This window comes from Clostridia bacterium, from assembly GCA_017620395.1.
Taxonomy (GTDB): Bacteria; Bacillota; Clostridia; order Oscillospirales; family RGIG8002; genus RGIG8002.
On record JAFZQJ010000026.1, the window covers coordinates 1 to 12922 of the forward strand.

The following is a 12922-nucleotide window of genomic DNA, read 5'->3' on the forward strand; positions in this document are numbered from 1 at the left end:
CGAGAGGACCGGGATGGACGCACCTATGGTGCACCTGTTGTCGTGCCAACGGCACAGCAGGGTAGCTAAGTGCGGAACGGATAAACGCTGAAGGCATCTAAGCGTGAAGCCGCCCTCAAGATTAGATATCCCACAGCTTAAGCTGGTAAGACCCCTTGTAGACCACGAGGTTGATAGGTCGGAGGTGTAAGCGTGGTAACACGTTCAGCTGACCGATACTAATAGGTCGAGGGCTTGTCCTTTGCTAGTCAAGGACCGTTGCCCGTCCTCCCTTTTCTCCTTCACATTACCTTGTCATTCGGTTTTCAGGGTGCGAGTGTGATATGCACCATTAGCTCAGCTGGTAGAGCACCTGACTCTTAATCAGGGTGTCCAGGGTTCGAGTCCCTGATGGTGTACCAGACGGATCGCGCTTCACGCGCTTTCCATATACGGCCCGTTGGTCAAGCGGCTAAGACGCAGGCCTCTCACGCCTGAAACGGGAGTTCGATTCTCCCACGGGTCACCACCCGCTTTGACGCGGGAAAAGTGAATAGTCGGTGTTTATGACGTTGAGGTTCACCCGTTCCCATCCCGAACACGGAAGTTAAGCTCATCAGTGCCGAAAATACTTGGCTGGCGACGGCCCGGGAAAATAGGTCAATGCCGACACGAAAAACCACCTTTCGCGAGGTGGTTTTTTGCTATGCCCGAATAGTTGCCGTTCCATGACTCGTGCGGCGGGCAACAGGTTTTTTTATTGCTTTTTTTCGTTTGTATGCTATAATAATTACAGAGCAATTCAGCGATTCTCGCACCCATGGCGAAACTTCCTCAATAAGCAGGCGCTCATTTCAAAAAAAAGGAGTGGGTAGATGTGAAAAAAACGATAACGGTTCTTTTGGTGTTCGCCATGCTTCTGTCACTGCCGTTAGCGAGTTTTGTCAGCATCGGAGCCGCCACGGAAGAGAACGTCGCACTCAACAAGCCCGCGCGAAGCAACCTCAACCGCGCGGACGCGCATCTCGTGACCGACGGCAACAGCGAAACCTACTGGAAGGGCCGCGAATACCCTTCGTACGTCGACGTCGATCTCGTCGACAATTACGAGTTGGAAAAACTCGTGATCAAGCACCCGTCTTCCGTGAGATCCGTTTACAGATACACGGTCTACGGCAGCGTCGACGGCGTGAACTACAATCAGATAGCGCAGAAATCCGACGACAACCCCGTTTCGCGCGCCGGCGACACATATATTTTCGCCGAAAAGCCGCTCGTCCGCGTGATCAGGGTTTATCTGGAATATACCTCCGACGGCAGCAACGTATATTTGGGCGAGATCCTCGCGTACGGCGAGAAATCAGACGCGCCCGTAATCGACAACAGCGACGATCTGGTCATACCGGACTATGACGAAACCGAATACGCCGCTCCGATAACGGTCGACGACACGATAGCGGAGGTGCGCGGAATAGTCGAACGCACCGTCGGCGCGGACTATCTCGACTGGTTCGAGTTTGAGATCCGGCAGGACGCCTCGGCGGGAAATGACTACTATGTCCTCGAGGATACCCCGGAAGGGAAGATCCGCATCCGCGCGAACAACGGAGTTTCGCTCGCCGCGGGCCTGAACTACTACTATAAATACTACTGCAACGTCCACATTTCGCAGGAAACGCGGCAGACGAAAATGCCGGCGAGCGTCGTCCCGATAAACGCGATTGTGCGAAAGGACAGTCAGGTTAAATACAGATACGCCTATAACTACTGCACCTTTTCCTATACGATGGCGTTCTGGGGCGAGAGCAAGTGGCAGGACGAGTTGGACTGGCTCGCGTTATCGGGCGTCAATCTTATGCTCGACGTCACGGGATACGAATACGTATGGCTCAAATACCTGACGGGCATCGGGTATTCCTTCCTTGACGCGAAAGACATCATATGCGGCTCGGCGTACTACGCCTGGCAGTACATGGGCAACATCGAAGGCAAAGAAGCGCCGCTGCACAATCAGTGGTTCACCGACCGCGTGGAGCTTGCGCGCCGCAATCACAGGCGGATGCTCGCGCTCGGCATACAGCCGCTTTTCGAGGTGTATACCGGGATCCTTCCCAACGAGATACTTGATCACGGCGTAGACATAGACGCGAACCTGGTCATGTCTCAGGCGCGTTGGGCGGACATGTACCGCCCGGCGATGCTGCGCACCGACAACGAAACCTATAACTCATACGCTGAAATATTCTATCAGGCGCAGCGCGACGCATTCGGGGACATCACCGATTATTACGGCGGAGATATCTTCCACGAAGGCGGCACGAGGCCCGCGGATCTGAGCGACGCTGTGATTTCCGAGCAGATAATGCAGCAGCTGTTGAAGGCGGACGGGGACGCGGTCTGGGTGATACAGAGCTGGCAGAACAATCCCACCGGCGGGACGCTCAGCACTTTCAGAAAATACCCCGGCCACGCGCTCGTGCTCGATCTTTCCACAAACACCGATCCCAAATGGGCAACGACCGATGAATTCAGCGGCACCCCGTGGATATACAGCACGATTGAACTTCTGGGCGGCCACAAGGACATGCACGGCTGCCTCACGACCTTCTCAAAGCTTCCTTCCTTCATAAAGGAGCGTGAGCACGCGGTAGGCATCGGCTTTGTTACCGAAGGCACCGAGGTCAATCCGGTCCTTTACGAGCTTATGATGGAGGCGTGCTGGGAAAAAAGCGACATAAAACTGTCGACATGGATACGTTCATATATAACGCGGCGCTACGGAGCCGAATCGAAATCCGCGCACGAAGGCTGGCTGATCCTGCTCGAAACTGTTTATAAGGACCTGGATTACTGGCACGTCGACACGAGCAACTCCTCCGCTTTCGCGACGATATGGACGCCTTCCGAGCCGACTTACAACCTAGAAGAGCTCGAAAAGGGGATGATCTATCTTCTTGACGACTACGCCGTTCTTTCCGAGAGCGAGTGTTATCTTTACGACGTATCCGACGTGTTGAGGCAGTATTTGAGCGGGTATCAGGCGATCATGTATAACGAGTTTATGAAGGCGTACGATGACGGCGACCTCGCCTTGTTCCGCGAAAAATCCGCGAAGTTCCTGAAAAGCTTCGACCTGCTCGATCAGATCCAGCAGACGCGCGTGAACTGCACGCTGGGTGAATGGCTGGGGCTCGCGACGGACGCCGCGGCGAGTTATGACGACTTCTCGCGCCGCATCTTCGAAAAGAGCGCGAAGGCGCTTATAACCGTCTGGCACGCGATGGGTTCGCTCATGGATTACGCCTACCGCGCGTATTCGGGGCTGATCACGGATTATTACAAACCGCGTTGGGAAAAGCGCGTCAAAGCGTGGGACGACCGCCTGAACGGCATAAACACGCCGTTCCCATCGTCTGCGCAATTCGACGATTCCGGCTGGATTTACGTGCTTGAGGATAAAGAATACGGCAGAGAGCTAAACAACGATAAGGCGGGCGTCGCCGCGGCGGCGTCGGACGTCTTGCAGTACTATTCATTCGTGCCGTCGATAAAGGATATAGACACCAACCACCTGCTTTTCAACCTCGCGCTCAAAAAGAACGTCTGGGCGACGAGCTATGAATACGACAGCGAACCGGAATACGCGGTAAACGGACTGCGCACGATAGAAAGCAAATACTGGGGCGCGCAGTATCCCTGCTCCTTGACGATAGACCTCAAAGACGTTTATGAGATCGAAAAATTCAACATCGTCAATTTTTACAGCACGGACCGCTACTATCATTATGAAATATACCTCTCTACGAACAATCGCGACTATGTAAAAGTAGCGGAAAAGGTCAACTCCGATCCGCCGACCGCAGCGGGAGACACTTATGAGATAGAGCCGACGCCCGCGCGCTATGTAAAGGTGACGATGACGTATAATTCCAGAAATACCGGCGCCCATATAGTCGAAGTTGAAGCGTGGGGCGATAATCCGAACATTTCCGCGGCGCAGAGGAGGGTGCTGATAAAGCAGCTCGAAGCGCAGCAGAAGAAGATAGAAGAGCTGCGCGCCTGCTACAGAGGCGTGCTCTCGACCGTAACGGAGTTCTCGACGCAGTCGCCGCAGCCGCAGGATGTTGACGGCGACGGCGCGATAACGGTCTCCGACGTGCTGCTTGTTATGCGTATGGTCGTCGGGTTCGATCCCGTCGACCTTAACGGCGACGCTAACGGCGACGGCCACGTCAACATCTGCGACGCTCTCATTCTGCTTCGCTCCGCTGTCGGAGTAATATAATTTAACCGGTTCAAAATACCGCAAGGACGTGATAATATGAAAATCGACATTTCCGAATTAGGGCTACCGCGTGAAGCGGTCGACCGTTCGCTCGTTTCCGCGGGCGATCCCGCGCGGCTCTCGCGTGTTATGCGCAAGGCGCGTGAAGGCGGCAGGATATGCGTCGCCTGCATCGGCGGCTCGATAACCCAGGGCGCTTACGCTTCGGACTATGAAAAGACCAGCTACGCCGCGCTTGTCGGCGACTGGTGGCGCGATACCTTCCCGAAGGCGCAAATTGAATTCCATAACGCCGGCATCGGCGGAACGCAGAGCATCCTCGGCGTCCACCGGGTCGAACGCGACGTGCTCCGGTACGACCCCGACTTCGTTATCGTGGAGTTCGCCGTCAACGACCATCCGGACAACTGGGAGACCGAGGCGTATTCGAATCTCTGCCGCCGTATCCTTTCGTGGCGCACGAACCCCGCGGTGCTGCTGCTCTTCACGATGGATCACGCCTACATCAATACGCAGGAGACGGAGATCACCGTCGGCGAGCATTACGGACTGCCGATGGTCAGCCAGCGCGACGCGCTCAAGCCGGAGATCGAAGCCGGACGTATCGTCTGGACGGATATTGCGAAGGATTGGGTGCATCCCAACGACCGCGGCCACGCTATAATCGCGGCGCTTGTATGCGACCGCCTGCAAAGCGTGTTCGATAGCCTTGACGGCATAACGGATGAGGAAAAACCGCTCCCTGAGATCTTTATCAGTGACCGCTACGCGAACGCACGCCTCTACACCTACGACGATATAACGCCGGAATCGCTCGGCAGCTTCACGTTCAAGTTCGAAGAGGAACGCTTCTGGCTCGCATACAGGAAATACTGGCACTGCGAGGGCGCTGGCGAACCGATAAGATTCAAGGTAACAGGCAGCCGCGTTTTCCTGATGTACGATGGCGGCACGACCGACAAGCACAAGATCTCCTACAGCGTTGACGGCGGTGAAATAACGCCCGTTGTGCAAACGACTCTCGACGCCGGATCTGCCGCGCTCTACCGCGTTTTCGACGGCGCGGAAGGAGAGCACGAGATTGCCGTACGCTGCGACGAAGGCGTCTTCGATATGAAGGGGCTGCTCGTCAGCTGAAACGGCTGAAACCGCTAAAAAAAGAAATAACGTAATAAAATCAGCCCGCGGAACTCCGCGGGCTGATTTTATTTCATATGATTTCGTTTTACTTTCCGCCGAAGAGAGAGTCTATAACGAGGTTCTGTTTCGGTCCGAAGGATTCGCGGATAGTGTACCAGTTTTCGCCTCTGAGCGCTCCGTTGAGGACTTCCTCCCATTCGAGCAGCTCGTTATATGTGTACTGGTGCTCGTAATAACGCGGGGCGCGCATGCGGATGAACTGATCGTAGGTCCAACCGTTGATCTCGCACTGCGCGAGGGTGGAGGTCATATCGAGCTCCGGAGTCTGTTTGTAGAAGTTGAAGATCTCGATAAAGGCTCTCGCCTCGTTGACGTTCTTCGCGCCGACGGGGATCGCGTGGCCGCCGATGACGTAGTCCTGTCTCGGGCCGAGGCCGGTGGCGGTGTTTTCGGGGATCGGCACGAAGTCGATCTTGCCGTTTGCGGCCATCGAGCGGAAGGGCTCGGACATAGTCAGCCAGTTGCCGAAGAGGTACATCGCCGCCTTACCGGAGGCGAAGTAGGCGCTGGCCTTGCTCATATCGCAATAGAGCTTTTCGACGGATCCCATCTGTGAGATGTAGCTGATTGCGTCGGCGATCTTGGGATCGTCGAGGTTGCTGACGTACTTGCCGTTGTCGAATTTCGCAAAGTTCGTATCGAACATAGCGAAGACTTCACGCAGCCAGGTGTGTCCGAAGGCGAAGCCGTATATCGTGGTGTTGCCGCCTTCTTTAATCGTGAGCTTGCGGCAGATATTGTCGAAGTTGTCCTTCGTCCACTGTTTCTTTTCCCAGAGCTGGAGCGGATCTTCAAGGCCGTACTCTTCAAAAATGGTCCTGTTGAACCAGATCATCGTGTTGGCGTTGACTTCGGGAGCTGCGAGGATCTTGCCGTCAACGGTGACGTACTGCATGAACTGCGACAGATCGCGCCAGTTGCGGTTTTTCCAGTCGAACTTATCGGTGATGTCGGACCAGACGTTCGAGAACATCAGCGTGATGAGGTCGCGGTCGCGAAGCTTATAAACGTCGGGGGCGTTTTCCGCAAGGACCATCGCCTGAAGCTTCATTCCGCAATCGCCGTAGTTGTAGGTGAGGAACTTGATGTTCGGTCCGCCGTACTTCTCCATATAAGCTATCATATGGACAGAGTCGGGAGTCTCGGCGCTCCAGTGGCTGAGGAACGAGACGGTCTTATCGCGGTAGTGGTAAGTCGGCGTGATATAGGGCTCGCCGGAATTGTCGACGATCGTCTCAACGGAGCCGAGGTCGACTGAGGACGACCAGACGATGTGTCCGGCTTCGTCAGTCTTGCCGCCGTTGTCGTCGGCGACGCCGCTGCCGGAAGAAGACGCTCCGTTTCCGTCGCCCTGCTTTTTGCAGGCCGCCATGGCGAATACCATACCGACGGCGAGAAGCAGCGCGATGATTTTCAATAGTTTGTTTTTCATAATCTGCCCTCCTTGCGGGAAAATGACTTCTCCACGATTATTATAATAACACCTGAACGGAGCAAAGTCAATAGATAAAACACGGTAAAGATATGAAAAAAACGGCTCTCAGCGTCAGCTGGCGAGCCGTTTTTTCATCGTGCGGTTTCGGCGGATCGGCGTTACGGGCGGTACGGTTGCCTAATGTCAAGCGCGTTCGGGTTTTCGCTCGCGGCGCATCCGCCGGCGGATTCGCCTTCGCGCAGCAGTCTGCCCATAACGACGAAGCGCGCGCCTTCGACGCCGTCGACGTAGGCGCAGGTGGAGAGAGTTATTATCGAATCGTCGGGCGCGACGTCGACGTTCGTTTTTATACTCGAACGCGCGAGAGCTTCGTTCACGACTGCGGAAAAGCCGCTCGCGGAATACGACGGTCTTATGTAGTCAAACCGAACAGTCGTGTAAAACGCGGCGAAAATCTTGAACCTGTATTTTTTATAGAGTGTGGAATAGTCGATTATCGGCGCGGAGTTGTAAAAGGAGGCGCTGCGGTATTTCAGCAGCTGCGCGAAGAGCGTGTGATCCTTCAGGTTGTGCCCGAAGATCGTCGTGTTCTCGGACAGATTGACCGGATCGCAGCGATAGTGCATAAAAACCGTACCGCCGGATGCGTAACCGCCGTAAAGGGTGCGGCGAAGATAGAAGTTGTTGTCGTAAGACTGTACGACGGGGTAATCCATAAAGGCCACACCGCCGGCGTTCGTCAGAGTAAGCCATCCGACGACGTCGCTGTTGATCGAATAGGGGAGGCGCAGATTATCGAGCACGCCGTCCGGTCCGTCGTAAGAGACTGCCGGCAGACCGTCGTCAACAATCGATTTGAGCTCGACCGAGCGCGGCGAACCGTCGTCTTCCGAGGTGACGTGGGAGACGCTTTCCGGTGCTGCGGAGGAGGCTCCGCCGCCGCTTTTGCACGCCGCCGCCGTGAGGAGCGTTGCGAGCGCGAGCAGCAGCGCGGCGGTTCTTAACGGTCTGTTTTTCATTAACTGCCCTCACAAAGCATTACACTTGTTCCACATATCAACAAACGCTTTCGCTTCGTCGCGGTCGGAAGCGGTTTTGCCCCACCACGTTATGCCTTCGAAATGTTCGAGATAATCGATTATTTCCAGAACAGTCGTCTTATATATCTGCTGAAACCTGACATTTTCAACAAAAGATACCGGTATCCAATCCGTAACGTATCTCCCGAACCGGTTGCGCCCTATAACGTAAACCGCATCCGAGTCAGTGTCCCAACGCAATCCGTTGATATATACTTTTGTTCCGCCGGTGAACGCTTTAGTGCCGAAGCGGGTGACGCCTTCGTCGTCAATGTGCTGCTTCACGATGTTTCCTGCGGCTCCGAAACGCCAAATGCTTTTCATACTGTTAAACCTGCTTCCTGCCGAATTACCGGATTACGCTCCCGCCGGAACGTATTCCTGCCTGATGTCGAGCGCGTTCGGATTCTCACTCGCCCAGCAGCCGCCGGCGGATTCGCCGTCGCGCAGCAGCCTGCCCATAACGACAAAGCGTGCGTCTTCAATACCGTCAATGTACGCGCAGGTCGAGAGAGTAATTATCGTGTCGTCGACTCCGACGTCGACGTTGGTGTTGATGACGGAGCGTGCCTTTGCCTCGGAGACTATGGCGAGGAATTCCTTTCTGTCAGAGAAGGAGACCTGGATGTAGTTGAAGTCGGTCGTCGTATAGAACGCGGCGAATATCTTGAACTTGTATCCCTGATAGAGCGTTGAATAGTCGATTATCGGCGCGGAGTTATAGAAGGATGCGCTGCCGTATTTGAGCAGCTGCGCGAACATACTGTTGTCCTTCATGTTGTGGCCGTAGACGACCGTGTTCTTCGAAAAGATAGAGGCGTTGCAGCGGTAATCAAGGAATATCGTGCCGCCGGTGGCGTAGTCTCCGAAGAAGGAGCGGCGCAGGTAGTGATCGTTATCGGAGGACTGCACGACGGGGTAGTCGATGAAGGCCGCGCCGTTGTTCTTCTTGATGGAGATCCATCCGACTATATCGGAGTTCTGCATATACAGCACGTGGAAGTTCTCGAGGACGTCCTCCGGTCCGGTGTAAATGAAGGACGGATCGTTTTCCTCGATATACTTCTGCGTGTCATTGTACATATCCTGCGCTTTTTCGGAGGCTTGGATGTTGCGGCGGCGTTCCATGAAATCGTTGAGGATGTACGCAGAGCTGACGACCAGCACGACGAACGCCATACAGAACGCTATGACGCGTACGAGGTTCAGCCAGTTGAAACCTCCGCTGCGGCGCGGATCGAATTTGTAGCGGCGGGGGAAGAATCCTTTTTTGGCGTCCTTGCCGTTATCCTTTTGTTTGACGTAGAAGGGGCCGACCTTGATGTCCGGCATCAGCGAGTCGCCCTCCGCGAGCCAGCGCTCGGTAACGACCGGCAGTCCGGTCAGCCTGCGGCGGAGCATATCGAAAGCGTGCAGCGCCGCGATCTCGCGTATGCGCGAACGCGTGTAGCGCGGATCGGTCAGCGAGAGCTTGCGGACGAAGCAGTCGCTTCCGTCGTATAAGCAGATATATACTATACCCTTGTTCGGATCGTCGTCGCCGGCGCAGCCGGTGACGGAGAGCGCGTAGTCGGCTTTGGAGGTGAAAAGCGCGCCGGCGGCCATGTCGGCGGCGGTCTGCGGACTGACGGCGCCGTACTTTTTCAGCGTCTTGCCGCGCACGCTCAGCGCGGAGCGCTTGATGTCGTTGGAATATGCGGTGACGCCCTGTTCGAAGACGGCGGAGGAGCCGTTGATATCGGTGATGCGTTTGGCGATGAGTCCGCCGGTGCAGGATTCGGCGGTCGTCACGCGCAGCTTCTTTTCCTTCAGCAGTCGCACGACCTCTTCGGCGAGGGAAGCGGCGTTCCTTCCGTAGGCATATTCCCCGAGAGCTTCCTGAACGCGGTCCGCGATCTCTTTTGCGGAGGTCTCCGCCTCTTCAGCGGAATCGGCGCTGACGGTTATCTCCGCGGTCAGCTCGCCGTTTCTGGCGTAGGTGCCGACGCCGGCGTTCCCGCAGTCGACAGTCTTGATGACGTCGTTCATCGCGGATTCGGGTATGCCGAACACGTTGACGGTTTCGGTCACGATATGCTTACCGCCGCCGCCGATTATGCGCTCGGCGCCGCTTTCAAAGACGTCGCGCAGCTCTGCGGGCGGGCCGGGGAGAAGCAGAATGGCCTTTTCGCCGGAGACGATGTACTGACCGGGGGCAAGCCCTCTGCCGTTTGAAAGCACCTTAGCGCCGGAGATGACGTCGGCTTCCTTTTCGGCGCTCGCGGGGACATCGTCGCCCTTGGCGGCGAAGTATTCTCTTATCGATTCAAGCAGCTCCGGGTCGCGCTGCATCGGTAGTCCGAGCAGCTCCGAAACGGCTTCGCGGGTAACGTCGTCGTCAGTACCGCCGAGTCCGCCGGTAGTAATAACGAGGTCGGAGCGCTCGAGCGCGGCGCGCAGACAGTTCTTGAGCCTTGTAACGTCGTCGCTGATGCTCGTTTGGCGCGAGACTTCGACGCCGAGGCGTTTGAGGCGCTTGGCGAGATATGACGCGTTGGTATTCACAATCTCTCCGTAAAGGAGCTCGGTGCCGACGGTAATTATTTCACATTTCATGGTATCACCTCTCAGAGCGGTATCTTTTCGAGCGTCGCCATCGCCTCTTCGGTCAGGGCGGCGACGTCGATCTTCTTTTCTTCTTCAAGCACGTCCGCGAGGGACGGGTTGGTCTTAGGGTGCTTCGGCGTGAACATCGCACAGCAGTCCTCGTAGGGGAGGATGGAGGTCTCGAAAGCGCCTATCTGCCGCGAACGCGTGATGATCTCTTCTTTGTCAAGCCCGATCAGCGGACGCAGGACGGGAAGCTCTCCCGCCGCGTCGTTGGTGACGGCGAGCGCGGGGATCGTCTGACTCGCGACCTGCCCGACGCTTTCGCCGGTGACGAGGGCGAGGCAGTCTTCGCGCTTCGCGAGCGCGGCGGCGCAGCGCATCATGAAGCGGCGGAGCAGCAGTGTGAAATATTCCTCGCGGCAGTTTGCGTAGAGCGCCTCCTGAACCTTAGTGAGCGAAACGGTGAAAAGGTTTATCGCGCCGCACCACGGTTTCAGTATCTTCGCGAGCGAAACGACCTTTTCCTTCGCGGCCGCGCCTGTGTAGGGCGGCGTCTCGAAGTAAACGGCGGAGAGGAAAACTCCGCGCTTGGCAATCATATGCCCCGCGACGGGGCTGTCTATGCCGCCGCTGAGCAGCAGCATCGCCTTCTTGCTCGTGCCGACGGGGAGTCCGCCCGCGCCCTTTACGGCGTCGGCGTGTATGTACGCGCCGAAATCGCGTATCTCGACGGTGACGGTCACCTGCGGCTGAAGCACGTCGACCTTCAGATGCGGGAACTTCTCAAGCAAGTATTCGCCTACGTCGGCGCATATCTCGGGAGACTTCTTCGGGAAGCCCTTGTCCGAGCGCTTGGCGTTGACCTTGAATGTGCGCGCGGCGTTCAGCTGCGGCGCGAGGTAGCCGGCGGACGCCTCGAGTATCTTCGCCATATCCTTCTCGACGACGGCGCAGCGCGCGAGCGTCACGATGCCGAAGACCTTTTTCAGTCGCTCGAACGCTTCGTCGACGTCGCAGTCGTCGCTCATCGGTTCGCAGTACGCGGTCGACTGAGAGCGGTAGACCTCGAATTCGCCGAGGCCTTCAAGCCGGCGGCGCATATTTTTCAGCAGGGTGTTCTCAAAGCTGTCTCTGTTGAGCCCTTTGAGCACGACCTCGCCCATTTTTAAGATGATCAGTTCTTTCATAGTTTCACTTCGTTCGTGTTATTTGTGAAGTATATTCTGTTTCGCCGCCGCGATCGCTTTTATCAGCGCGTCGACCTCGCGCTCCGTCGTCAAAAACGAAAGCGAAACGCGCACCGCGGAGGCGAGCACCTTTTCCGGAAGTCCGGTCGAGGCGAGCGCCTCGCTCTTGCGCCCCTTCTTGCAGGCGCTTCCGGCGGAGATGAAGATGCCCTCGCCGGAAAGGTAGTTGACCAGCGTCTCGGACGGGATGCCGACGACAGCGAAGGAGAGTATGTGCGGCACGGCGCTTTCGCCGGAGATGAACTCGACTCCGCCGAGAGCGGAGAGCCCTTCGCGCAGACGTGCGTTCAGCGCCGCGACCTTCGGCAGAGAATCCGGCATTGAGGCGACAAGCCGCGCCGCCGCGTCCGCGAAGGCGATTATCGCGGGCAGGTTTTCGGTGCCGGAGCGCATCCCGCGCTCCTGACCGCCGCCGAGTATCAGCGGTTCCGGTCTCGCGTGGCCGCGGATTATCAGCGCGCCCGAGCCTTTGGGCGCGAAAAGCTTGTGACTGCAGAGCGAAACGAGATCGGCGGCGCGCACCGTCTGCGTGTGCCGCGCCTTGCCGATGAGCTGGACGCAGTCGGAGTGCAGCAGCGCGGGAGTCGCGGAAAGCGCGGCGCGCAGCGCGGGAATGTCGTTGACTGCGCCGGTCTCGTTGTTGACCGCAGCGAGCGAAACGAGTATCGTTTCAGGACGCACCGCGGCGCGTATCTTCGCTATGTCGGTCGAGCCGTCGCGCTCGGGCGCGACTAATGTGACCTCGAAGCCCTCTTTTTCAAGCGCTCGAAGCGGCGCCTTTACGGAGTCGTGCTCCGCGAGCGACGAAACGATGTGACTGCCGCGCCGTTTCAGAGCGCGGGCGGCGCCGAAGATGGCGGCGTTGTTGCTTTCGCTCCCGCCGGAGGTGAAGTATACCTCCTCCGCGGAACAGCCGACGCTCTTGGCGAGCAGTTCGCGCGCCTCCGCGAGGCGTTTCGCGGCGGCGACTCCGGCGGAGTGTACGCTCGACGGGTTCGCGTAGCATTCGCGCAGCGCCTTTATATAGATTTCCTCAACGTCGGCGGTGACGGGCGTCGACGCGGTGTAGTCAAGATAGATCATATAACTCCGTAATCATCCGTTGCGC

8 protein-coding genes, 2 tRNA genes and 2 rRNA genes are annotated in these 12922 nt (G+C 57.0%); 6 read left to right on the plus strand and 6 right to left on the minus strand.

The window, feature by feature from the left end; all coding sequences use genetic code 11:
• The 6 genes from J5441_05070 to J5441_05095 form a co-directional block, all read left to right on the plus strand.
• Positions 1–242: ribosomal RNA gene (locus J5441_05070) — 23S ribosomal RNA — on the plus strand; the annotation flags it as partial.
• Positions 243–325: 83 nt separating this feature from the next.
• Positions 326–401: transfer RNA gene (locus tag J5441_05075), tRNA-Lys, on the plus strand.
• Positions 402–433: 32 nt separating this feature from the next.
• Positions 434–508 (plus strand) — tRNA-Glu (locus J5441_05080).
• Between the two features lie 27 nt (positions 509–535).
• A 5S ribosomal RNA gene (gene rrf / locus J5441_05085) occupies positions 536–651 on the plus strand.
• A 205-nt stretch (positions 652–856) separates the two neighbouring features.
• A complete protein-coding gene (locus J5441_05090) occupies positions 857–4264 on the plus strand; it encodes an alpha-N-acetylglucosaminidase C-terminal domain-containing protein (GenBank protein MBO4934521.1) in 3408 nt (1135 codons plus the stop codon).
• 36 nt (positions 4265–4300) lie between these two features.
• A complete protein-coding gene (locus J5441_05095; protein MBO4934522.1) occupies positions 4301–5401 on the plus strand; it encodes an SGNH/GDSL hydrolase family protein in 1101 nt (366 codons plus the stop codon).
• 88 nt (positions 5402–5489) lie between these two features.
• Here the strand turns inward: J5441_05095 and J5441_05100 are convergent, their stop codons facing one another.
• The 6 genes from J5441_05100 to J5441_05125 all read right to left on the minus strand — a co-directional run bounded on the left by J5441_05100 (position 5490) and on the right by J5441_05125 (position 12897).
• On the minus strand, positions 5490–6896 hold the full coding sequence (locus J5441_05100; GenBank protein MBO4934523.1) for an extracellular solute-binding protein: 1407 nt from the start codon (positions 6894–6896) through the stop codon (positions 5490–5492).
• Positions 6897–7057: 161 nt separating this feature from the next.
• A complete protein-coding gene (locus J5441_05105) occupies positions 7058–7918 on the minus strand; it encodes a class B sortase (protein MBO4934524.1) in 861 nt (286 codons plus the stop codon).
• A gap of 9 nt (positions 7919–7927) precedes the next feature.
• Entirely contained in the window at positions 7928–8302 is a 375-nt protein-coding gene (locus tag J5441_05110) for a hypothetical protein (protein ID MBO4934525.1), read from the minus strand.
• Between the two features lie 33 nt (positions 8303–8335).
• On the minus strand, positions 8336–10573 hold the full coding sequence (locus J5441_05115) for a competence/damage-inducible protein A (GenBank protein ID MBO4934526.1): 2238 nt from the start codon (positions 10571–10573) through the stop codon (positions 8336–8338).
• An 11-nt stretch (positions 10574–10584) separates the two neighbouring features.
• Positions 10585–11754: a tRNA 4-thiouridine(8) synthase ThiI gene (gene thiI, locus J5441_05120; protein ID MBO4934527.1), complete on the minus strand. Its 1170-nt coding sequence runs from the start codon at positions 11752–11754 to the stop codon at positions 10585–10587.
• 18 nt (positions 11755–11772) lie between these two features.
• Positions 11773–12897 carry a cysteine desulfurase gene (locus J5441_05125; GenBank protein MBO4934528.1) on the minus strand — a complete coding sequence of 375 codons (1125 nt, stop codon included), beginning with the start codon at positions 12895–12897 and terminating at the stop codon, positions 11773–11775.
• Positions 12898–12922: the final 25 nt, after the last annotated feature.